Here is a 23,043-nt window from a genome sequence, read left to right on the forward strand (position 1 = left end):
CCTAGATCGCCCGGTGAAGGTTGCGGAAGCTCCATTTGGATAGGCGCGGCCCAAAAGGAACTTTATCAATAAAAAACAGTTGCCGCTTTTTGATAGTGCATCGGTCCGGCCGACGCAAGCGGTGTTTCATATAGGCCTGCGCATGGCTCGGCGGGGAAACCTCCCTGCCGATCCTCAGTGCCACGTCCAGACGCTCCCGATCCTCCTTGATCATCATGGAATATTAATTCCACCGTCGAGTCAATATGGAATATTCATTCCTTCTTGAGAGCCGTGATCGTGGCGTTTCGTCAGCCGAGCTCCTGAACGATGGTGTAGGGAGTGTAGCGGGCGAATTCCGCTTGCGGCACCTGGACGTTGAACAGGTCGAGGTTGCGCGTCAGGTTGGCGGGCTTGGCCGTTCCGGTCAGCACGCTGGCCACGACAGGCTCCTGCAGCGGAAACTGCAATGCAGCCGCCGCCAGCGGATATCCGCCCTCATCAGCGATTTTCTCCATCGCCCCAACACGCTCGAGTATGTCCTGCGTCGCCGGCAGATAATCGAAATGCGCGCCGTGCACCGGCCCGGTCGCCAGGATGCCGGAGTTGAAAACGCCGCCGATGATGAGCGAAGTCTGTCGCTCACGACACAGCGGCAGCAACTCGGCTTCAGCCGAGCGGTCGAGCAGCGAATAGCGGCTGGCCAGCAGGATGCAGTCGAGCGGCGCTTCGCACAGCACGTCGAGGCAGATCTGCACCTCGTTGACGCCGAGCCCATAGGCGGAAATCACGCCGGACGTTTTAAGCTCTTCCAGCGCCTTCAAGCCGCCGTCGATCAGCTGGCGAAAGTGCAGCTTCGTCTTCTCGACGCCATGTGTGTAGGTGCCGATGTCGTGCACAAACAGGATGTCTATCCGGTTCAGCCCGAGCCGGGCATAGGAGAACTCGACCGAGCGCATGATGCCGTCATAGGAGTAGTCGTAGTCGAGCTCGAAGGGCAGCGGGTCGACATAGGAATGATCGGGAACCTGGTCTTCCGGCACCGGGCGGAACAACCGTCCGACCTTGGTCGACAGCACATAGGAATCCCGCGGCTTGTAGCGCAGGAAATCGCCGGTCCGCCGTTCCGACAGGCCGAAGCCATAGAAGGGCGCGGTGTCGAAATAGCGCAGGCCGGCATCCCAGGCTGTCTGCAGCGTCTCCATCGCCGCTTCGCGCGGACAGGCCCGGTAGAGCCCGCCGATCGCCGCCCCGCCGAAGCTTATCTCGGTTACCTCGAGCGCAGTCGTGCCGATGCGGCGTTTGTCCATCCACAGCCTCCCCTTGTGAGCCGTCTTTGCAGCCCGCTTTTTTCGTCGGTGGTTAGAGCGTCGCGCCGAGGTGCCACGGCACGAACTCGTTGTCGCCGTAGCCGAACGCCTCGCTCTTGGTCTTGCGGCCCGATGCCGTCTCGACGATGAGTTCGAAGAGTTCCCGGCCCATGCCGGCGATGGTCTTCTCACCCGAAGCGATGACGCCGCAATTGACGTCCATGTCCTCTTCCATCTGGTGGTACATGGTCGAGTTGGTGGCGACCTTGATCGACGGCGTGGGCCGGCAGCCGAAGCAGGAGCCGCGGCCGGTGGTGAAGACGATGATGTTGGCGCCGCCCGCCACCTGACCGGTCGCCGAGACCGGGTCGTAACCGGGCGTGTCCATGAACACCAAGCCACTGCCGGTGACCTTTTCGGCATAACCGAAGACGCCGTTGAGCGGAGTCTGGCCGCCTTTGGCCACGGCGCCCAGCGACTTTTCCAGGATGGTGGTCAGGCCACCGCGCTTGTTGCCGGGCGAGGGGTTGTTGTCGATCGAGGCGCCGTGCTTGGCGACATGGTCCTCCCACCATTTGACGAAACCGTCGAGCTTCTTGGCGATCTCCGGCGTTGCCGCGCGATAGGCGAGCAGATGTTCGGCGCCATAGATCTCCGTCGTCTCCGACAGGATGCCGATGCCGCCGACGCCGGCCAGGATGTCGACCGCCGCTCCCAGCGCGGGATTGGCGGTGATGCCCGACATGCCGTCGGAACCGCCGCATTGCAGGCCGACGACGATCTCCGAGACCGGGATCGGCTCGCGCTGATACTGGCCGACTTCCTCGGCGATTTCGGCGAGCACGCCCATCGCTTTTTCGACCGATTTGCGCGAACCGCCGGCGTCCTGGATGTTGAAATGGCGTTTTCCCGCCGCCGCACCTTTCTGGCCGTAAAGGGTAAGCTGGTTGACCTCGCAGCCGAGGCCGACCATCAGCGCGCCGCCGAAATTCGGGTGGCGGGTGTAGCCGGCGAGCGTGCGGTGCAGCACCATCATGCCGTCGCCGGTGCCGCTCATGCCGCAGCCCTGGCCATGGACGATCGGGACGAAGCCGTCGATCCCCGGATATTTCGGCAGCAGCACGCGGTTGGCCTCGTCGGCGATGGCGTGGCAGACGGTGGCCGAGCAATTGACGCTGGCGATGATGCCGATGAAGTTGCGGGTGCCGGCACGGCCATCGGCGCGACGATAGCCCATGAATGTCCGGGCGCGGTCAGCTTCGGTGGCGTGCTCGGCCTCGCTCGGCGGCACCACCGGCAGGCGGCCGGATTCAAAAACCAGATTGTGCGAATGGACGTGGTCGCCGGGCGCGATGTCCTGGGTGGCGCGGCCGATGGCCTGGGCATACTTGACCACCGCCTCGCCGGCGGCGATAGGCTTGATCGCCACCTTGTGGCCGGGCTCGATCAACGCCGTGGCGACGGCGCCGCCGGGCAGAGGGGTGCCGATCTCGATGCGGCCATTGGCGACCGCGACATTGTCGGCGGGGGACAGAAGAATGCTGTTCGAAGCGTTCACGGGCAGTTTCCTGGGTCTGTTCCTGGGGATGCGCGGATTGACACGCGTCTGTTTACATATAATGTCTTTTATCGTGAAAAAACATTTGTGCGTCAATTGTTTTTTCAGGAGGAGACCATGCGTCCGATGGACGCTTGGCTTGTGAGGAGCGGCGTCTGACACGCAGAGCGTTTTGCTTAGCCGGGTGAGCGCCAGGACATATGATATCGCGCTTCAAGCCAGCCACAGCAAGCGCCGGCGCGCAACGGGGCAGGGATGTCGAAGAGCAACAACGTCTACAAGGACGCTTACAATAGGGGTCTGCGGCTGCTCGATGAGACGCAGAGCCTGCCGTCGGAGCCGGAGCTGGGCACTTTGCTTGGCGTCAGCCGTACCACCGTGCGCACCATTCTGGCGCGCATGGAAGAGACCGGGCTGATCGCGTGGAACAAACGCAGCAAGACAGTGCTCAGGACGCCGAAGCCGGATGATTTCTTCCCCGAGGAGGAGACAGACACACTGGCCCAGATCATCGAGCGGTCGTTTATGCGCAGGTTGCTGGCCGGCGGTGCAGAGGCCGGCATGCAGATCAACGAGCTCGAACTGGCGCGCGAGATCGGCGTCGGCACCACCAGCGTGCGCGAGTTCCTGATCCGCTTCTCCCGCTTCGGCCTGATCGAGAAGCGGCGCAACAGCCACTGGGTGCTGAAAGGATTTACCCGTGCCTTTGCGCTCGAACTCACTGAAATCCGCGAAATGTTCGAGATACGCTCGGCGGCGGCCTTTGCCGCCTTGCCTGGGGATAGTCCGGTCTGGGCGGATCTCGACCGGCTGGAAGACGAGCACCGGCTTCTGGCCAGCGAAATCGCCATCCGCTTCAACGAATTCTCGGAGCTAGACGAGCGCTTCCACCGGCTGATCCACCGGGCGTCGCACAACCGCTTCATCGTCGATTTCTACGACGTCATCGCCATGATCTTTCACTACCACTACCAGTGGAACAAGGCGCAGGAGCGCGAGCGCAACGAAGTCGCGGTTGGCGAGCATCTCGCCTACATCGCGGCGCTGAAATCGCGCGATCTCGGCAAGGTCGACGCCGCCTGCCGCAAGCATCTGAAGTCGGCACGCCACACGCTGTTGACGTCGATCCCGGAAATCGGCGGCCGCCCGGCTTCCTGAGCGCGACGTCCGAAGGGACGTTATGCGCACAAGATCTCTGCCTCATGCGTTATCCCAAACCGCTGCGCACTTTTGTGCGACATGGATCGAACGCGCCGCGTTGCCGCAGCGATGATTTGGCGATTTTCCGCCGACATGCCGCGTGCTAGATATCCACGCGTTGCTGCGTGAAGAGGCAGGTCTTTGGACTTCCGGCGTAAGAGATGGAGCATGACGGCCGCCTTTGTCGCGGCCTGTGTGCTGCTGCTCCAGTCGACGCTCGGCGTGTTTGCCTTCGGCATTGCGCCGGATGCCTCGCAACTCGACGCTTTCGGCAATGTCATCTGCAGCCATGAGGGAGCGGTCAAGCTTCCCGGCGGCGATCCGCACCAGCAGCATATGCCGGCGTGCTGCATGCTCGGCTGCAGCATGGCCTCCGTCGCCTATGCGCCGCCGGCAGGCGTCGGCCTGGCGCCGGTCAGCCAGTCCTTGGAAACAGTCGCTTTTGCCCCGCCGGCAGTCAGGTATCCCGTCGTCACGCGCGAGCGCTCTCCGGCCAATCCGCGCGCGCCGCCGCTTGCGGGCTGAAAACCGCCGCTCGCTTTGCGTAACCTGCGCAGGCGATAATCATCCAATGACAAACACGTTCGCAGCCCGACAACGGCGCGACCTCATATTCATGGAGCCTACCCATGTCCCGTTTTCGTCATGCCGGCGCGTTGCACCGCAGCACCCGTTTATTCAGCACTATCGAGCAGCGTCTCGGCAGCGCCCTGTTCGCCTTTGCACTGTTGTTCGTCGGCTCCCATTCCGTCCTTGCGCATGAATTCAAGGCCGGTGACATCGAGATCGAGCATCCCTGGTCGCGCGCCACGCCGGCCGGCGCCAAGGTTGCCGGCGGCTATTTCACCATCGTCAACAAGGGCAGCGCGCCAGACCGGCTGCTATCGATTTCCTCCGACATTTCGGGCAAGGCCGAACTGCATGAAATGGGGGTGAAGGATGGCGTCATGACCATGCGCCCGGTCAGTGGTGGCCTGGATATCCCGGCGGGCGGCAAGGTCACGCTGGGTCCCGGCGCCTATCACGTGATGTTCATGGATCTGAAGCAGCCCCCTAAAGAAGGCCAGATGTTTGCCGCTACGCTGACTTTCGAGAGGGCCGGAACCGTGACCGTCGAGTTTGCCGTGCAAGCCATAGGCAGCGCGCCACCCCTGGAAGACAACGACTGACCAATTATTACCAATCAATTTTTTCGAGAGGGACCCATCATGAACAAGCATCATTTGCCGGCCGCTGCATTCCTCGTCCTGGGGACAAGTGCCGCCTTCGCCCATATCACGCTCGAAACACAGGAGGTTGCGGTCGGTTCGACCTACAAGGCCGTGCTGCGCGTGCCGCATGGCTGCGAAGGCAAGGCGACGATTGCCGTGCGCGTGCAGATCCCGGAAGGGGTGATCGGGGTGAAGCCGATGCCCAAGCCCGGCTGGACGCTGCAGGTCAAGAAAGGCAAGTACGAGAAATCCTACCAGCTCTATGGCGAAGCGGTGACCTCGGGCGTCAAGGAAGTCGACTGGAGCGGCGGCAGCCTGCCGGATGAATTTTATGACGAGTTCGTCTTCCGCGGCACGTTGGCCGCCGATCTGCCGGCCGGGCAAAAACTCTATTTTCCGGTGGTGCAGGAATGCGATGGCGCCACCACGCGTTGGATAGAGATTCCGGCGGCTGGTCAGGATGAGGATGCGCTGGAAGATCCGGCGCCCGGCCTCAACCTGCTGCCGAAGAAATGATGCATTGGCGGCGCGCTGCTTCGAAGCGGCGCGCCACTGTTTTGGTGGATGGCATGAACGTGGCCTGTTTTCAGCGGATAGAACGGACAGCCGGCAGGTGCTTCGGCCTGCTGGCCGCGATCCTGCTGCTTGCCGTCCTTGCCACGCCAAACCAGGCCTTTGCCCATGCGGCGCTGATCAAGGCCGAGCCTGCCGACGGCGCGGTTCTGGAGCGAGCGCCGACGCAATTTTCGCTGACCTTCAGCGAGCCTGTGTCGCCGCTGGTGCTGACCTTGGTGCGGCCCGACGGTACGCCTGTCGCTTTGACCTCGTTTCGGTTGAGCGACCAAACGGTTGAGATCGACAATCCACAAAAGCTCGGGCCGGGCACCCATGTCTTGAGCTGGCGGGTGATTTCCGCTGATGGCCATCCGGTCGGCGGCTCGGTGCTGTTTTCCGTTGGCGCGCCAAGTGCGGCGCCGGCGGTGGGGGAAGCTGTCGATATAGATTTGCGGTCAGCGATCTGGACCGGCAAGGTTCTTCTCTACATCGGGCTTTTCCTCGGCATTGGCGGCGCCTTCGCGCTGACATGGCTGGCGCAAGGCCAGCGCTCAGGCCAGCGCTTCGTCATTGCCGCCATCCTGTGCGGGCTGGTCGCAGCACCCCTGTCGCTCGGGTTCCAGGGGCTGGACGCGCTGGGCGCGCCACTCGCCCGGCTGGCGCAACCGGTGGTCTGGCGGACGGCGCTTGGCACCAGCTTCGGCTGGACGGTGCTGATTTCGCTGGCGGCGCTCGGGCTTGGCCTGCTGTCGTTGGTCGGATCGCGTGCTGGCGCCAGGCCGTTGGCGCTCGCCGGGCTGGCCGGTGTGGGTGCAGCCCTTGCCGCCAGCGGCCATGCCAGTGCAGCCGAACCGCAATGGCTGACGCGGCCTATGGTGTTCCTGCATGGCGCCGGCATCGCTTTCTGGGCTGGAGCATTGCTGCCGCTCGGCCTGGCGTTGAGCAGCCAATCGGTGGAAACCGGGGCGTTCCTGCGGCGGTTTTCGCGCGCGATCATGCCCGTGGTGGTAGTGCTTGCCGCCGCCGGTGTGGTGCTCGCCATCATCCAGGTGCAGACACCGGCGGCACTGGTCAACACCGCCTATGGCCGGCTGCTGCTGATCAAGCTGGCGCTGCTGGTGTTTCTGTTCACGCTGGCGGCGGTCAATCGATGGCGGCTCACCGCCTTGGCCGAGGCCGGAGCGACGGAAGTGCGGCGACGGCTTAGCCGCTCGATCTCAGTCGAAATGCTGATCGTGCTCCTGATCTTCGGCGTTGCCGCCGGCTGGCGCTTCACGCCGCCGCCACGGGCCCTGGCAATCGCCGCGGCACAACCGACGTCGACCCATATCCACACTATGAAGGCGATGGCCGACATCGACATCACGCCCGGCCATACCGGGGAGGTCACCGCCTCCATCGTCATCATGGATGGCGATTTCGGCCCGCTCGACGCCAAGGAAGTGACGCTGGTGCTGTCCAAGCCCGATTCGGGGATCGAGCCGATCAAGCGTCCGGCGACCAAGCCAGGCGACGGCACCTGGCGGGTCGATAATCTCGTCATTCCGATTCCAGGCCGCTGGACGGCGCGGCTCGATGTTCTGGTTTCGGATTTCGAAGTGATAAAGATCGAAGCGCCGATCGATATCCGCGCCGAGTGATATTCAGCCCGCCCGCGAAGGACGCTCAGCCGAGTTCCTGGGCTAACCCGATGAGATGCCCTTCCGGCCCGCGGATGTAGCAGAGCCGATACACGTCCTCGTAACGGACGACTTCACCGACCAGCTGCGCGCCACGCTTGCGGAGCCTTTCAAGCGTGTCGTCGATGTCGTCCACGGTAAACATGACGCGCAGGTAGCCCAAGGCATTGACCGGGGCGTTGCGGTGATCGGCAACGACAGGCGGCGTGAGGAAGCGGGAGAGCTCGAGCCGGCCATGACCGTCCGGTGTGCGCATCATGGCAATCTCGACGTGCTGATCGCCGAGCCCGGTGACACGTCCGGCCCACTCGCCTTCGATCGTCGCCCGCCCTTCCAGTTCGAGGCCGAGCTCGCGAAAGAAAGCAACTGTCTCGTCGAGGTCCTCGACGACGATTCCGACATTGTCCATCCGTTTGACTGCCATATGTCCAACCTATCGCCATATGTTCGATCGGAAGGCGTCGCCTGGTCACCAACTGACCCTTCCTGACTCGGTCTGACACAACGCAGACGCAACACAATTCGGCGAGGCGGTTGACGTGGCGCGAAAGGCCCGTCAATCATCTCGCCGAAAAGTGGGCATCCCGAAAAACGCGGCCTCAACAAAATCCGAAAGCAGGGAAGAAACGATGGAAAAAGCCGAAATAGGCCTGATCGGCCTTGGCACAATGGGCTCCAACCTCGCGCTCAACATTGCCGAGCACGGGCACCGCATCGCCGTCTTCAACCGCACCAAGGCGCGCACCGATGCCTTCCTCGAAGGCGCCGGTTCGCTCAGGGACATGGTGGTGCCCTGCTACAGCCTGGAGGAACTGGCAGCTGCGATCAAGCCGCCACGCCCGGTCATCATCATGGTGCTGGCCGGCAAGCCGGTCGACGAACAGATCGAAGCGCTGCGCGGCGTGTTGTCTGACAACGATATCGTCATCGATGCCGGCAACGCCAATTTCCGCGATACGATGCGGCGCTTTTCGGAACTGTCGGGCTCAGGTCTCACCTTCATCGGCATGGGCGTATCCGGCGGCGAGGAAGGCGCGCGCCATGGACCGTCGATCATGGTCGGCGGCACCGAAGACTCCTGGAAGCGCGTCGAACGCGTGCTGACCGCGATCTCGGCCAAGTTCAAGGATGAACCGTGCGCTGCCTGGCTTGGCACAGACGGCGCCGGGCATTTCGTGAAAACCATCCACAACGGCATCGAATATGCCGACATGCAGATGATCGCCGAGATCTACGGCATCCTGCGTGACGGTCTCGGCATGGGGCCGAAGGAGATCGGCAAGGTCTTCGAGGACTGGAACAAGGGCCGGCTCGATTCGTATCTGATCGAGATCACCGCCAAGGTGCTGGCCGCCGACGATGCAAAGACCGGCAAGCCGGTGGTCGACATCATCCTCGACCGTGCCGGCCAGAAGGGCACCGGCAAATGGTCTGTCATCGAGGCGCAGCAGCTCGGCATTCCGGCGACGGCCATCGAGGCGGCAGTGGCGGCCCGCGTGCTGTCCTCGATCAAGGATGAGCGGCAGGCGGCCGAAAAAGCCTATGGCAATATCGGCGTCACCAAGATCTCCGGCGACAAGGCGGCACTTCTGAAAGACCTGGAGCTGGCGCTGCTCGCCGGCAAGATCGCCGCCTATGCACAAGGTTTCGCGGTGATGAGCGCCGCCTCGAAGGAGTTCAACTGGAACTTGCCGATGCCGACCATCGCCAAGATCTGGCGTGCCGGCTGTATCATCCGCTCGCAGATGCTCGACACCATGGCGGAAGCCTTCGGCTCGGGCGGCGCGTCCACCAACCTTTTGATGGCGCCGGCTTTCACCACCATGATGCAGGAGGCGCATCCGTCGCTCCGGCGCATCGTCGCAAGAGCGTCGGAGGCCGGTTCGCCCGTGCCGGCGCTGGCGTCGGCGCTTGCCTATTTCGACAGCTACCGCCAGGGCCGCGGCACCTCGAACCTGATCCAGGCGCAGCGCGATATCTTCGGCGCGCATGGTTTCGAGCGCATCGGCGAGCAGGGGGCTTTCCATGGCCCATGGGGCAGCGGCGCTGCCGCCTAGGGTCAGGTGAGGCGGCCTCTCAGGTCGTGCCAGTCAGCCCTGATACGCGACGACGTCGCCTGGCTTGACCACAGTCTGCAAAGAGCCAGGTGCCGCGCCGCCTATCCAGCCCAGCACGGCGCGGGCAAGCTCGGTGCCGGCGAGGCGGAAGTCTTCGTTGACGATCAGCAACTCCCGGCGGAACAGATGCAGCAGTTCCGACGATTGCTTGGACACGACATCGACGTCGCGGCCGAGTTTCAGGCCGGCATCCTCGATGCCGGCGACGATGGCCAGCGTTGCTGCGGCGGCGCTGCTGACGAAACCGTCCGGCCTGACGTCGCGGCGCATCAACTGCGCGGTCCGCGTCCTGATCTGATCGATCGACTGGTCGATCGAAACAGCGTTGAACGGCACTTCGCTGGCGTCGACCTCGCTCAGTGCGTCGGCAAAGCCATTGACCGTGTGGTCGTAATAGGTGAGCCCGACCGGCGGCGCTACCAGCGCCAGCCGGCGCCGGCCGACGCTGGCCAGATGGCGCACCGCTTCGGCGGCGAAGGCGTAATTGTCGAAGTCGTGATAGGGGTGGACAAGCCCCATGTCGGTGCGGCCATGCGTGGCAAAGGGTATGCCGCGCTCCAGCATGTAGCGGGCGCGCGGATCGTTGGGCTGCGTGCGTGAGATGATGACGCCATCGGCCGAGCCGGACTCGACCAGATATTTTACCGGGTCCAGCGGATCCTGCGAGCGCGAGTAGGGCGTGACGATCAGGTGATAGGGTGTGTCGGCAATGACCTCCGAGACGCCGTAGATGATGTCCGAGACAAAGCTCATGATCTCGCGCTCGGTATTGAGCACGAGGCTGATAACATTGGTCTTGCCGGTCCGCAGGCGCACGCCGGCGCGGTTCGGCCGGTAGCCGATCTGCCTCGCGACGAGTTGAACCCGCCGCCTGGTCTCGGCGCCGATCTCGGGTGCATCCTTGAGCGCGCGCGAGACGGTGGTGACGCCGAGCCCGGTCATGAAGGCAAGCGTCTTCAGCGTCGGCCGCTCATGCGCCGACGCCTCGTCGTCCTTGTCCGTCTGGTCCCTGTCCATTCGTCCCGCCCCGTCAGGCGCATAGCAGCCGCCGGACCAGCCGACAATCGCTTCGATGACGATGTGGCACGGTTCTTCGCAGTCAGGCCTCAATATACTGAAACGTTACAGATTTCCAACATCGCAGCGCGTGGGCCTCTCAAGCCATGGTTTTGGCAGGGTTTTGGCGGCCAGAAACGTTGCGCGACCATCAGGTTCGAGACGGTTTTCTTGCGCTGCAGCATGATTTTGCAGCGCAGCACCCGGTTTTGCGCGGAGTTTGCCGGTTTGCACGCAACGAATTTGTTCGCGCCTCGAAAAAACATTCGAGCGCGTTTATCTCAGGGGTTGCACGCACCGCATAATTGCCGTATCGAAAATCTGTAACGTTTCAGATTCTGGGAGGAACCGAAATGCGCTATAGACTTTTGACCGCTGCCCTTGCCGCGACGGCCGCGCTTCAGCTTGCCGGCCCGGCGGCCGCCACCGACCTGGAAGTCACCCATTGGTGGACGTCGGGCGGCGAGGCAGCGGCGGTTGCGGAATTCGCCAAGGCCTTCGACGCCACCGGCAATCACTGGGTCGATGGCGCCATTGCCGGATCCGGCGGCACGGCACGGCCGATCATGATCAGCCGCATCACCGGCGGCGATCCGATGGGCGCCACCCAGTTCAATCACGGCCGGCAGGCCGAAGAACTGGTGCAGGCCGGCCTGATGCGCGACCTCACCGATGTCGCCACCAAGGGCAAGTGGACGGAAATCGTGCGGCCGAAGAGCCTGCTCGACAGTTGCACCATAGACGGCAAGATCTACTGCGTGCCGGTCAATATCCACTCCTGGCAGTGGTTGTGGCTGTCGAACGAAGCCTTCGATAAGGCCGGCGTGCCGCTGCCGAAGGACTGGAATGAATTCGTGGCGGCAGCGCCCGCCCTGGAAAAGGCGGGCATCATCCCGCTCGCTGTCGGCGGACAGGCCTGGCAATCTTCCGGCGCCTTCGATGTGCTGCTGGCGGCGGTCGGCGGCACCGATGCATTCCTCAAGGTCTACAAGGACAAGGACGCCAAGTTCGCCGCTGGGCCCGAGATCGCCAAGGTCTTCAAGGCCGCCGACGATGCCCGCAAGATGGCGAAGAACACCAATGTGCAGGACTGGAACCAGGCGACCAATCTGGTCATCACCGGCAAGGCCGGCGGCCAGATCATGGGTGACTGGGCGCAAGGCGAGTTCCAGGTTGCCGGCAAGGTCGCCGGCAAGGACTATGCCTGCCTGCCGGGCCTCGGTCTGAACGAAGTGATCGCCACCGGCGGCGACGCCTTCTATTTCCCGCTGCTCAAGGATGCCGACAAGTCCAAGGCGCAGGAGGTGTTGGCAGAGACGCTGCTCGACCCTAAGACTCAGGTCGCCTTCAATCTCAAGAAGGGCTCGCTGCCGGTGCGCGGTGACGTCGATCTCAATGCGGCGAACGACTGCATGAAGAAGGGTCTGGCCATCCTCGCCAAGGGCGCCGTCATCCCGTGGACGGACCAACTGCTTTCGCAGGATACCCAGAAGCAGAAGGAAGATCTCTTCGCCGAATTCTTCGCCAAGCCGGACCTGACCATCGAAGACGCGCAGAAGCGCTTCGCCGACCTCATCGCTTCGGCAGACTGACGTTGGAGGCAATACACCTCGCTCCCGGCCTTGCGAAAGCAGGGCCGGGATCGCACCGCCCTTACCCAGCCGGCTGACGAGATGAGCAAGAGCGAACGCCCCAACCCGCTGTTCCGCAACCTCAATGCGAAGGTCGCCTCGATCCCGATGATCCTCACCGCGTCGGTGGTTTTCGTCGGCGGCACCGTCTGGACGGTGTTCTATTCCTTCACCAATTCGAAGCTGCTGCCACGGCTGAATTTCGCCGGGCTCGACCAGTATTACCGGCTGTGGGCGACGCCGCGCTGGCTGATCTCGATCGAGAACCTTTTGATCTACGGCGCGATCTCGCTGGTGTTCTCACTGGTCATCGGCTTCCTGCTTGCAGCGCTTCTCGACCAGAAGATCCGTTTCGAGGACACGTTCCGCACCATCTTCCTCTATCCGTTCGCGCTTTCCTTCATCGTCACCGGCCTGGTCTGGCAGTGGCTGCTCAATCCGGATTTCGGCATCCAGCATGTGGTGCGGGACCTCGGCTGGACGAGCTTCAACTTCGACCCGCTCTACAATTCCAGCATCGTCATCTACGGCATTTCGATTGCGGCGCTGTGGCAAGGCACCGGGCTCATCATGTGCCTGATGCTGGCCGGCCTGCGCGGCATCGACGAGGACATCTGGAAGGCGGCGCGGGTAGACGGGATCCCGATGTGGAAGACCTATCTGTTCATCGTCATCCCGATGATGCGGCCGGTTTTCATCACCACGCTGGTCATCATCGCGTCGGGCATCGTCAAGGTCTACGACCTCGTTGTCGCCCAGACCAGCGGCGGCCCCGGAATCGCCTCCGAAGTGCCGGCCAAATATGTCTATGACTACATGTTCTTCGCACAGAATCTTGGCCAGGGCTTCGCCGCCTCGACCATGATGCTGCTCTCGGTGGTGATCGTCGTCGTGCCGTGGGCCTACCTTGAATTCGGAGGCAGGAAGCGTGGCTGACCCGGCCGTCCCTTTGCCCGCCAGCGCGGGTGCAGCCGAGCGCGAAGCCTCCGGGCCGCGCGGGCCGAAGCCGCGGCATGTCTTCTCGCGCCGCAACATCTTCCTCTATGGCACGCTGATCGTGGTGGCAGTCTACTATCTGCTGCCGCTCTATGTGATGGTGGTCACCTCGCTTAAGGGCATGCCCGAGATACGGATGGGCAATATCTTCTCGCCGCCGCTCGAAATCACGTTCGAACCGTGGGTGAAGGCGTGGGCGACGGCCTGCACCGGCCTCAATTGCGACGGGCTTTCGCGCGGCTTCTGGAATTCGGTGCGCATCACTGTGCCGTCAGTGCTGCTGTCGATCGCGATCGCCTCGGTGAACGGCTATGCGCTGGCCAACTGGCGCTTCAAGGGCGCCGACACATTCTTCGTCATCCTGATCGTCGGCGCCTTCATCCCTTATCAGGTGATGATCTATCCGATCGTCATCATCCTGCGCGAGATCGGCCTCTACGGCAGCCTCAGCGGCCTGGTGATCGTCCATTCCATCTTCGGCATGCCGATCCTCACGCTTTTGTTCCGCAACTATTTTGCCTCGATGCCGGAAGAGCTGTTCAGGGCGGCACGGGTCGACGGCGCCGGCTTCTGGGGCATCTTCCTGCGGATCATGGCGCCGATGTCGCTGCCGATCTTCGTCGTCGCCATCATCCTGCAGGTGACCGGCATCTGGAACGACTTCCTGTTCGGCGTCGTCTACACCCGCCCCGACACCTATCCGATGACGGTGCAGCTCAACAACATCGTCAATTCGGTGCAAGGCGTGAAGGAGTACAACGTCAACATGGCCGCCACCATCCTGACCGGCCTTGTGCCACTCATCGTCTACTTCATTTCCGGCAAGCTTTTCGTGCGCGGCATCGCCGCCGGTGCGGTGAAAGGGTGATGGCGATGACGGCAGCCAACGGCACCAGCGTTTCGATCCAGGACCTGTCCCTGAATTTCGGCTCTGTATCGGTGCTGCAGACCCTCAATCTCGAGGTCGCAGAGGGCGAGTTCATCGTGCTGCTCGGTCCCTCGGGCTGCGGCAAGTCGACCTTGCTCAACTGCATCGCCGGGCTGCTCGATATTTCCGAAGGCCGCATCTTCATCAAGGGCAAGAACGTCACCTGGGAAGAGCCCAAGGATCGCGGCATCGGCATGGTGTTCCAGTCCTATGCGCTTTATCCGCAAATGACGGTGGAGAAGAACCTGTCGTTCGGCCTGCGCGTTGCCGGCGTGCCCAGGGACGAGATCGCCAAGCGCATCGCCCGCGCCGCCGAGATCCTGCAGATCGAGCCGCTTTTGCAGCGCAAGCCCGCGGCCTTGTCCGGCGGCCAACGCCAGCGCGTGGCGATCGGGCGGGCGCTGGTGCGCGACGTCGACGTCTTCCTGTTCGACGAGCCACTATCCAATCTCGACGCCAAGCTGCGCTCGGAACTGCGCGTCGAAATCAAGCTTCTGCATCGCAAGCTGCAGAACACCATGATCTACGTCACCCACGACCAGATCGAGGCGATGACGCTGGCCGACCGTATCGCGGTCATGCGCGGCGGCGTCATCCAGCAGCTCGACGCGCCGCAGACGATCTACAACCGGCCGGTCAACCGTTTTGTCGCGGGCTTCCTCGGCTCGCCGGCGATGAATTTCCTCGAAGGGGAGCTGGAAGCCGGTGCTGCTCCGGCGTTCAGGACCGACGGTGTTTCGGTGCCGCTCGACCGCTATACCTTTGACGGCACGGAGCGCCCGGCCGGCGCTTGCGTGCTGGGCATCCGGCCTGAACACATCGCTTTCGGTGACGCTGCAAAGTCGATGCCGTTTTCCGCCGGCGGTTCGGTCGAGATCGTTGAGCCGATGGGTTCCGACACGCTGGTGTGGACCAAGCTTGCCGGCCGCAACTTCTCCTTCCGCGTCGAAGCGGAACGGACGCTGCGCAGCGGCGATCCGATCCAGTTCGGTTTCGATCCGGCGCGCGCCTCGCTGTTCGACGCTGCGACCGGCAATCGCCTGTGACCCTCTAGAATCATCCGCAAACCATCCTCCCAAGAACGATCCCCCTAAAACGATCTCGCGAAAACGATCCCCCGAAAACATCCCCAAGCCTTAACCACCCAAGAAACGGACAGAGACGATGAACTGGTCATTCCAACTCTACAGCGCCCGCAATTTCCAGCCGTGGGACGGCATCCTGAAAATGCTCGGCAAGCTCGGCTACAAGGAAGTCGAAGGTTTCGGCGGCGTCTATGACGACCCCACGGCGTTCCGCGCCGAACTCGACAAGAACGGGCTTTCGATGCCGACCGGACATTTCTCGATCGATGCGCTGGAGAATGATTTCGACGGCGTACGCAAAACAGCCGACGCACTCGGCATCACGCTCGTTATCTGTCCCTATCTGCTGGCCGAGCAGCGGCCGGCCGACGCTGCCGGCTGGCGCGGCTTTGGCGAGCGTCTGGCCAAGGTCGGCGAGACCGCAAAAAAAGCCGGCTACGGCTTTGCCTGGCACAACCATGATTTCGAGTTCAAGACACTCGCCGACGGCTCGGTGCCGCAGGATCACATCCTGTCGGCTGCGCCCGACATCGGCTGGGAGATGGACGTCGCCTGGGTAGTCCGCGGCGGCGTTGATCCGCTGCCGTGGATCGAAAAGCACGGCAAGCGCATCAGCGCCGTCCATGTCAAGGACATGGCCAAGTCAGGCGAAGGCCTTGACGAGGACGGCTGGGCGGATGTCGGCCACGGCACCATCGACTGGGCCGGCCTGATCAAGACACTTCGGGCGAAGAGCGCGGCCAAATATTACGTGATGGAACAGGACAACCCCAACGACATCGAGCGCTTCGCCAGCCGCTCGCTCGCATCCGTCAAGGCTTACTAGGAACAATCATCATGGCAAAGAAACTGGGTATCGGCGTCATCGGTTGCGGCAACATCTCGAAAGCATATTTCTCGCTGGCGCCGCTGTTTCGCGGCATCGAGATGCGCGCCTGCGCCGACATCAACATGGACGCGGCGAAGGCACGGGCGAAGGAGTTCAAGCTGCGCGCCGAGACCGTCGAAGAACTGCTCAAGGATGACGAGATCGACATCATCGTCAACCTCACCATCCCGGCGGTGCACTACGGGGTGTCGAAGCAGATCCTCGATGCCGGCAAGCACGTCTATTCGGAAAAGCCGTTCGTGCTGTCGGTCAAGGAAGGCCTCGACCTCAAGAGCCGGGCCGAGAAGAAAGGGCTGCGCATCGGTTCGGCTCCGGACACTTTCCTCGGCGGCGCGCACCAGCTGGTGCGCAACCTCATCGACACCGGCGCGCTCGGCAAGATCACCAGCGGCACCTGTCATGTGATGGGCCACGGCATGGAGCACTGGCACCCCAATCCCGATTTCTTCTTCCAGCCGGGCGCCGGGCCGGTGCTCGACATCGGGCCTTACTATATCACCAACCTGATCCAGCTGATCGGGCCGGTGAAGCAGGTGGCGGCCTTCGCGACGACGCCTGCCAAGGAACGCACGATCTCGTCGAAACCGCGCGCGGGCGAAAAAATCCCGGTCAACACGCCGACGACGATCCACGGCCTGCTGGAGTTCGAGAACGGCGCCGTGGTCACGCTCAACACCAGCTGGGACGTTTGGGCGCATGGTCATGCGCCGATGGAACTCTATGGCGAAACGGGCACGGTGTTCGTGCCGGATCCGAATTTCTTCGGTGGCGACGTGCGCATAACCGAGGCGGCAAAACCGGTGAAGAAACTGCCGAAATGGCAGCATCCGTTCGGCGTGCCCAACGAAATGCACGGCCAGGGCATGATGGCCAACTACCGCACAGCAGGCCTTGCCGACATGGCGCTGGCGATCGCCGAGGGCCGGCCGCATCGTTGCTCGATGGAGCTCGCGCTGCATGCCGTCGACGTCATGACCGGCCTGTTGCGGTCGGGCGAGACCGGCAAGTTCGTCGCCATGCAGACCAGCTGCGAGCGGCCGGCTGCACTCGGCGTCAAGGACGCAAAAGGACTGTTGGCGAAGCAGAAATGAGGTAGAAGGGTGTCGGCGCGCTCGCGCCGACACCCATACAATCCAGGATCTGTACCCATGCGCTGGCAGCCGGCTGAACACCGCTATGAGAAAATGCTCTACAACAGATGTGGGGGATCCGGCCTGAAACTGCCGGCGATCTCGCTCGGCCTGTGGCACAATTTCGGCAACGACACGCCGCACAAGACCAAGCAGGCGATCGCGCGCAAGGCCTTCGATCTCGGCATCACCCATTTCGATCTCGCCAACAATTACGGTCCGCCGCCGGGCTCGGCCGAGATCGCCTTCGGCGAGATATTGCGCACCGACTTCGCCGGCTATCGGGACGAGCTGATCATCTCGACCAAGGCGGGCTATGAGATGTGGGCAGGGCCTTATGGCGAATGGGGCAGCCGCAAATATGTGCTGGCGAGCCTCGACCAGAGCCTGAAGCGGATGGGGCTCGACTATGTCGACATCTTCTATTCGCACCGCTTCGATCCGGATACGCCGCTTGAGGAAACGATGGGCGCGCTCGACCATGCGGTGCGTTCCGGCAAGGCGCTCTATGCCGGCATCTCGTCCTACAATTCGCAGCGCACGCGCGAGGCGGCCGACATATTGAAGCAGCTCGGTACGCCCTGCATCATCCATCAGCCGAGCTATTCGATGCTCAACCGCTGGGTCGAAGAGGACGGACTGCTCGATACGCTGGAAGGGCTCGGTGTCGGATCGATCGTGTTCTCGCCGCTGGCGCAAGGCATGCTGACCGACAAATATCTCGGCGGCATCCCCGAGGGTAGCCGCGCCAGCCAAGGCAAGTCGCTGCGGCCCGCCTTCATCAACGAAAAGACCATCGCTAACATCCAGGCGCTGAACGCGATCGCCGGCAAGCGTGGCCAGACGCTGGCGCAGATGGCGCTGGCCTGGGTGCTGCGCAAGGGCCGGGTCACCTCGGCGCTGATCGGCGCCAGCCGGCCCGAACAGGTCGAGGACTGCGTCGGCGCGCTCAAGGTGCTCGAGTTCAGCGATGCCGAGCTCGCCGAAATCGACACTTACGCACGCGAGTCCGACATCAATCTGTGGGCGGCGTCGGCCGAGCGCAAAGGCCCGCCGCGGAAGTAAGCGGAACAGCCGGCACCGGACATGAATCAAAACGGCGGGAAAGATCCCGCCGTTTTGCGTTTATCAAGCTTCGGGCCCGTTCAGGGCTTCTTGGCCGTGCCGAGACCGGCCTTGGGCGCCGCCGCGGCTGCCGGAGCCGGGGTCTTCATCTTGGCTTCGATCCAACCCGTATAGTTGGCCAATCGCGTGTAGATGCCATAGGCATTCTTGTGGCCGCAAGCGGCGGTGCCGTCGGACGGACCTTCGCCCCAGGAGACGACGCCGACCTGGACCGGACCGTTGGCGCCGGTCATGAACAGCGGACCGCCGCTGTCGCCGTTGCAGGCGTCGCGTTCGCCGCTGTCGGTGCCGGCGCAGATCATGTTCTTGGTCAGCGGATCCGACATATCGGCGGCGATCGCATTGGCGGCGGCATCGATGCCCTTTTCCGAATAACGCATCCGATGCGAGAGATCGCCAAGTGCCGCCTTCAAGTCATGCGCATAGATCGACTTGATGCCGCTGTTGCAGGCAGCGCTCGGCTCGAGATCGAGATCGGCCACCATCAGCGCGGTCGGGAAGGTGCCGTCCTGCATCTTGCCCCAGCCGATGACCGTGGTCTTGCCGCTGTCTGGCGTCGGCTCATTGGTGATCTTGATGACCGGCGCATCGGCGGGCTCCGCCAGCCGGAGCAGGCCGAGATCATTGTCCAGCGTCTGTTCGCTATAGCCCTCGTTGACGATGACCTCGACCACCTTGTAGCGCTTGCCTTCGGTAAGATCGGTGGCGCCGGTCAGCACGGTCACCGTGTCGGGCGAAATCGGCCGGCCCTTGTCGTTGAGGCAGTGCGCCGCCGTCAGCACCCATTGCGGCGCGATCAGGCTGCCGCCGCAGAATTGCGCGTTTGGCTGCGAGGCCGGGCTGGGGTCCAGCCGGGCGCTGGTCAGCAGCGCCACCTGGAACGGATAGGCCCCTTTGTCGGCTTCCTTGCCGCCATAGACGCGGTCGGCGCCGTCGGGGTTCTCGGCCTTGGCCTTGTCCCGGGCTTCGGCAACGCGCTGCATCGGCGAGACCGCCGCTTCCGGCCTGACGGCGTCGTCGGCTGCATAGAGTGTGTTGACGGCGGGGAAAGCGGCCGCGATGCCCAGCAGCGATGCAGCGGCAAGCGGCCTGAACCGATGGATAATGTTCACCTTGAAACCCTCCTGAGATGAAAATTGCCGAGCCATGCCGCCATGACGCATAACCAACAGAAGCGGTACCGGTACCTCGATCGCCTTCCGCCAGAACGAACGACGTCCGCGCGGCCATAAAACCGAAATACCACTTTTGCTAATCGTGCCCCATCGGGCAGAGCCCACCCAAACCCTATAGCCCCCCACTGCCTACGTGGAAGCGATTTGTCATTGCCAATGTTGGATTATTTTAGGCAGTATATCGACGCGGGTGCGTTTGGCGGAGGGCTTTAACGAGGCCGCCCGGACCGATGATCCGATACGGGCGGGTAACCAAACTAATTTTTTAACTCCACCACGATCTCGACAATATTTCTGTATTTTGCTCCACTCCTTGCTGACTTTTGGGAGAGTCTCACCATGACGAAACTGACAAGCACTATCATTGCGTCCGCACTGCTATCCACCGCACTGTGGACGATGCCTGCCTTCGCCGCCGATCCCGGCTCAGCGAATGCCGGCAATGGCGAAAGCATGCGCGATCTCGGAACGGGCGACTACCAGCCCGGCCGGGCAAAGCCGATCGCTCCGCCGAAACTGACCGAAGATGAAGCCAGCCGGGCAGCGCCGCTGACCGACGAGGGCACGGCGGTCAAATCCTATGGCATCGTCGGACGTTCCGCCGATGGCAAGGACATCAAGATCGATGCAGGCGAGACGCTGAAGGACCTTGTCATCAAGGAATTGAACGCGCCCGCCAACACACCGAACGCCGACAAGACCGGACTGACGGGCGGCGACGAAGCCGGCCGCCAGGTGTTCGGGGCCGACGACCGCGAGCAGATCAAGAACACCAAGACCTACCCGTTCACCGCGATCGGCTATATCGAAGGCAAAGCCAAGAGCGGTTACGGCAGCTGTTCGGGGACTTTGATCGGTCCGCGCACGGTGCTCACCGCCGCGCATTGCCTCTACAGCAATGAAGACAAGGCTTGGCTCGACGACGTCATCTTCGTGCCGTCGCTCAACGGCAACACCGCCGACGATGCACCGTTTGGCGCTTTCAGCTACGAGAGCGTCTATATCCTGCAGGGCTTCATCGACAATTATCAGGGTTACTACGGCTCGGTCATTCCGTGGGACCTCGGCATCATTACGCTGAAGCAGGATGTCGGCACCAATCTCGGCTGGCTGGGTTATGCCAACTATGAGAACCTCGGCGATTTCACCGCCAACATCGTTGGCTACCCCGGCGACAAGCCGATGGGTACGATGTGGAAGGCGACCTGCGAAGTGAAAGCCGAAAACGTCGGCGCGGAGTATTTCCAGTACGACTGCGACACCTATCCGGGGTCGAGCGGCAGCTCGGTCTACGCCTATGACAATGGCGCCAAGCAGCGCGTCGTCACCGGCGTGAACGTGGCCGAAAGCCCCAACGCCAACACTGCGGTGCGCCTGAACGCTGCCAACGTGGCGTGGATCAACAGCCTGTACAAATAAGGCCCGATCTTTCGCCGGCAAACAGCGGCGATAACCAGCACTACCAAACCGGCGGCGGGACGTTCCTGCCGCCGGTTTTTTTGTATCGAAACACCTCTCTTGCACTGTGTTACAGCGGTGCTTACGCTAGGCGATCCAAGGGGTTGGGTAAGATGGCGCGGGCAAGAATGATCTTCGGAGTCAAAGCGATGGCGGCTGCATCCATGCTGGCCGCACTGACATGCTTTTCCGCTATGGCCGATCAAGGCGGTGCCACACCCGATGGCGCCTGGGCCGAGCGGGTGCAAATCCTCTATAAAAGCGAAACACGTTCGGTGCTGCGCAAGAATGTACGGGTCTGGGATTCCCACCCGGAATTGGGTCTTGATTTCACCTGGGAGCCGGCAGCCGGCGTGTCGCCGGACCGCACCGTCGCAGCCGACGGCACCGTCAACGGCAAGGGCAGGCTGGTCTGGCGCGTACGCGGCTCGGCGAGCTATGACCCCAAGACGATCTATTCCAGCTATTTCGGCGAGATCAGGAATGGCCGCCCCGAAGGACAAGGCCGGCTGGAGCTGCGTTCAGGCGAGGTTCTCGACGGCCGTTGGGTCGCCGGCCAGCTCGACGGCCATGCGATCCATGTCGATGCCGACGGCAATCGCTATGAAGGGCAATTCAGGGCCGGTGTGCCGAATGGCGAGGGCAGGCTGGAGACGAAGACAGGCGAGATATTCGTCGGCTCTTTTGCCGATGGGCTGAAGGACGGCAAGGGCCGCACCCGGCTGCCCGGCGGCACCGTCTACTGGTCGCAATGGGCGATGGGCAAGGAGATCGGCGGTGCGCGCCCCGACGTGCTGGCCGATGCCAGAGTGGGCGGGTTGCTCAAGGCGCAGACCGGCGGCGGTTCCGCCGACAAGGTCGAGATCGGCATTGCCGTCGACCAGCGCATGACGCAGCAGGCCGACATGCAGTACCAGCATCTGGTGCGCGACGAAGACATCGCGATCTATCCGGTGTCGGACCAGTACAACGATGCCTGGAACGGCACCGGAGAGATTCGTACCGGCAATGTCTATGAAGGCATGGACTGGGAGACGGCGCCGGCCTTCGCCGAAGTCGACCTCAAGACCACCGACCAGTCGAGGGTCAAGATCGACAGCCTGGAAATGAAGGTGGCCGCGAGCGAGGCCTACCGCAAGCCGATGCTGTCGATCAGCGAGCACTATGGCTGCGTCGGCTTCCGCCCCGACTTCTCGATCGTCAACAATGGCTGGGGCGACGTGAAAGACATGAAGATGTCGATCCAGTTCACCAGGACCGACGAGGAGGACAACGCGACCGGCGAGCCGAGCCGCATGTTCACGAAGGACATCGGCACTTTCGGCGATGGCGTCGACGTCTCGATCAAGGACGTGCTGACTGAAGCCGGCGTCGACACAACCACGCTCGAGACCGAGCGCTTCACCTGCCCGTCAAGGGACAGCCTGGATGTCTGCCGCGCCCAGGTAGCCAACAAGGTCAAGTTCGGCGACGTTGCCGATTACATCAGCGGCAGCGTCGAGAAAATGAGCGCGACCGGGATCGGCAAGCTCGATTATTCCTGGGCGGACGATCATGGCGCTGTCTACCAGCAGAGCGAGCCGTTTCGCGTCGTCGTCTCGCTGGTCAGCATCGAGGTCCCAGAATCGCTCGCCGAATGCGGCGATGGCGGCGGCGCGTCGCCCGAAGCGCTGCGCTACCAGAACATCGAATTTCCGATCGGCAAGACCGATTACAGCATCCCCATGCCGGTGCGCGGCAACAAGAATCTCAGCGCCTACACGGCACGGCTGAAAATGTGGTCCTCCATGTCGTCGATCCATCGTTTCAGCATCGCCGCCCATTTCGCCGATGGCAGCACACGCGAGAGCAAGCCGGCCACGTTCTTCTATTTCAGGCCGAAGCAGTCGCTGTTTGAAACCAGCACCAAGCCGGCGGTTTGCTATCTGCCGGAAGATCTGCAAGGCTGTTGAGATCCTGTC

The 23,043-nt window shown here is 62.7% G+C and carries 21 protein-coding genes; 15 read left to right on the forward strand and 6 right to left on the reverse strand.

Annotation, left to right across the window (positions count from 1 at the left end; genetic code table 11):
* Position 1: 1 nt before the first annotated feature.
* From NKL04_RS29835 to NKL04_RS29845, 3 genes are all read right to left on the reverse strand, one after another.
* A complete protein-coding gene (locus NKL04_RS29835; RefSeq protein ID WP_023686617.1) occupies positions 2 to 217 on the reverse strand; it encodes a hypothetical protein in 216 nt (71 codons plus the stop codon).
* A 73-nt stretch (positions 218 to 290) separates the two neighbouring features.
* On the reverse strand, positions 291 to 1,289 hold the full coding sequence (locus NKL04_RS29840) for an aldo/keto reductase (protein WP_023698173.1): 999 nt from the start codon (positions 1,287 to 1,289) through the stop codon (positions 291 to 293).
* 52 nt (positions 1,290 to 1,341) lie between these two features.
* The gene (locus NKL04_RS29845) at positions 1,342 to 2,847 is read right to left on the reverse strand and encodes a UxaA family hydrolase (RefSeq protein WP_023683018.1); all 1,506 of its coding nucleotides are present in this window, start codon (positions 2,845 to 2,847) and stop codon (positions 1,342 to 1,344) included.
* 255 nt (positions 2,848 to 3,102) lie between these two features.
* Here NKL04_RS29845 and NKL04_RS29850 point away from each other — a divergent pair, with 255 nt between their 5' ends.
* The 5 genes from NKL04_RS29850 (at position 3,103) to NKL04_RS29870 (ending at position 7,453) form a co-directional block, all read left to right on the forward strand.
* Positions 3,103 to 4,005 (forward strand): GntR family transcriptional regulator, encoded by a 903-nt coding sequence (locus tag NKL04_RS29850; protein ID WP_023700141.1) that lies wholly within the window; start codon positions 3,103 to 3,105, stop codon positions 4,003 to 4,005.
* Between the two features lie 210 nt (positions 4,006 to 4,215).
* Positions 4,216 to 4,572 (forward strand): DUF2946 family protein, encoded by a 357-nt coding sequence (locus NKL04_RS29855; RefSeq protein WP_023700140.1) that lies wholly within the window; start codon positions 4,216 to 4,218, stop codon positions 4,570 to 4,572.
* A gap of 104 nt (positions 4,573 to 4,676) precedes the next feature.
* Complete coding sequence (locus NKL04_RS29860) at positions 4,677 to 5,216, forward strand: copper chaperone PCu(A)C (RefSeq protein ID WP_023700139.1); 540 nt, start codon at positions 4,677 to 4,679, stop codon at positions 5,214 to 5,216.
* A 39-nt stretch (positions 5,217 to 5,255) separates the two neighbouring features.
* Complete coding sequence (locus NKL04_RS29865; RefSeq protein WP_023700138.1) at positions 5,256 to 5,774, forward strand: YcnI family copper-binding membrane protein; 519 nt, start codon at positions 5,256 to 5,258, stop codon at positions 5,772 to 5,774.
* Between the two features lie 53 nt (positions 5,775 to 5,827).
* On the forward strand, positions 5,828 to 7,453 hold the full coding sequence (locus tag NKL04_RS29870) for a copper resistance CopC/CopD family protein (RefSeq protein WP_031209150.1): 1,626 nt from the start codon (positions 5,828 to 5,830) through the stop codon (positions 7,451 to 7,453).
* Between the two features lie 25 nt (positions 7,454 to 7,478).
* Here NKL04_RS29870 and NKL04_RS29875 read toward each other — a convergent pair whose 3' ends face one another.
* Entirely contained in the window at positions 7,479 to 7,916 is a 438-nt protein-coding gene (locus NKL04_RS29875) for a VOC family protein (RefSeq protein ID WP_023700136.1), read from the reverse strand.
* Between the two features lie 205 nt (positions 7,917 to 8,121).
* On the opposite strand from NKL04_RS29875, the gene gnd reads away from it, so the two are divergent.
* On the forward strand, positions 8,122 to 9,549 hold the full coding sequence (gene gnd, locus NKL04_RS29880) for an NADP-dependent phosphogluconate dehydrogenase (protein ID WP_352724783.1): 1,428 nt from the start codon (positions 8,122 to 8,124) through the stop codon (positions 9,547 to 9,549).
* 33 nt (positions 9,550 to 9,582) lie between these two features.
* Here gnd and NKL04_RS29885 read toward each other — a convergent pair whose 3' ends face one another.
* Positions 9,583 to 10,626, reverse strand: coding sequence for a LacI family transcriptional regulator (locus NKL04_RS29885; protein WP_023700133.1), 1,044 nt, complete (start codon positions 10,624 to 10,626; stop codon positions 9,583 to 9,585).
* A gap of 392 nt (positions 10,627 to 11,018) precedes the next feature.
* Here NKL04_RS29885 and NKL04_RS29890 point away from each other — a divergent pair, with 392 nt between their 5' ends.
* The 7 genes from NKL04_RS29890 (at position 11,019) to mgrA (ending at position 18,389) form a co-directional block, all read left to right on the forward strand.
* A complete protein-coding gene (locus NKL04_RS29890; protein WP_023686607.1) occupies positions 11,019 to 12,257 on the forward strand; it encodes an ABC transporter substrate-binding protein in 1,239 nt (412 codons plus the stop codon).
* Positions 12,258 to 12,338: 81 nt separating this feature from the next.
* Positions 12,339 to 13,232: a carbohydrate ABC transporter permease gene (locus NKL04_RS29895; protein ID WP_023669803.1), complete on the forward strand. Its 894-nt coding sequence runs from the start codon at positions 12,339 to 12,341 to the stop codon at positions 13,230 to 13,232.
* The gene (locus tag NKL04_RS29900; protein WP_023669802.1) at positions 13,225 to 14,160 is read left to right on the forward strand and encodes a carbohydrate ABC transporter permease; all 936 of its coding nucleotides are present in this window, start codon (positions 13,225 to 13,227) and stop codon (positions 14,158 to 14,160) included. The genes NKL04_RS29895 and NKL04_RS29900 overlap by 8 nt, the downstream gene beginning before the upstream one ends.
* Positions 14,161 to 14,165: 5 nt before the next feature.
* Entirely contained in the window at positions 14,166 to 15,266 is a 1,101-nt protein-coding gene (locus NKL04_RS29905) for an ABC transporter ATP-binding protein (protein ID WP_023686606.1), read from the forward strand.
* A gap of 118 nt (positions 15,267 to 15,384) precedes the next feature.
* The gene (locus tag NKL04_RS29910) at positions 15,385 to 16,131 is read left to right on the forward strand and encodes a sugar phosphate isomerase/epimerase family protein (protein WP_023669800.1); all 747 of its coding nucleotides are present in this window, start codon (positions 15,385 to 15,387) and stop codon (positions 16,129 to 16,131) included.
* 11 nt (positions 16,132 to 16,142) lie between these two features.
* Positions 16,143 to 17,285 carry a Gfo/Idh/MocA family protein gene (locus tag NKL04_RS29915; RefSeq protein ID WP_023700131.1) on the forward strand — a complete coding sequence of 381 codons (1,143 nt, stop codon included), beginning with the start codon at positions 16,143 to 16,145 and terminating at the stop codon, positions 17,283 to 17,285.
* 57 nt (positions 17,286 to 17,342) lie between these two features.
* Positions 17,343 to 18,389: an L-glyceraldehyde 3-phosphate reductase gene (mgrA, locus tag NKL04_RS29920; RefSeq protein WP_023700130.1), complete on the forward strand. Its 1,047-nt coding sequence runs from the start codon at positions 17,343 to 17,345 to the stop codon at positions 18,387 to 18,389.
* An 80-nt stretch (positions 18,390 to 18,469) separates the two neighbouring features.
* Here mgrA and NKL04_RS29925 read toward each other — a convergent pair whose 3' ends face one another.
* Positions 18,470 to 19,561: a S1 family serine peptidase gene (locus NKL04_RS29925; RefSeq protein ID WP_031209149.1), complete on the reverse strand. Its 1,092-nt coding sequence runs from the start codon at positions 19,559 to 19,561 to the stop codon at positions 18,470 to 18,472.
* Positions 19,562 to 19,963: 402 nt separating this feature from the next.
* Between NKL04_RS29925 and NKL04_RS29930 the strand changes: the two genes are divergently transcribed.
* Together NKL04_RS29930 and NKL04_RS29935 are read left to right on the forward strand one after the other, a co-directional pair.
* Positions 19,964 to 21,043, forward strand: a complete 1,080-nt coding sequence (locus tag NKL04_RS29930) for a trypsin-like serine peptidase (RefSeq protein ID WP_023691993.1) — start codon at positions 19,964 to 19,966, stop codon at positions 21,041 to 21,043.
* Positions 21,044 to 21,231: 188 nt separating this feature from the next.
* Positions 21,232 to 23,034, forward strand: a complete 1,803-nt coding sequence (locus tag NKL04_RS29935) for an MORN repeat-containing protein (RefSeq protein ID WP_245271359.1) — start codon at positions 21,232 to 21,234, stop codon at positions 23,032 to 23,034.
* Positions 23,035 to 23,043 lie beyond the last annotated feature (9 nt).

The organism is Mesorhizobium sp. C264A, from assembly GCF_040324515.1.
GTDB lineage: Bacteria > Pseudomonadota > Alphaproteobacteria > Rhizobiales > Rhizobiaceae > Mesorhizobium.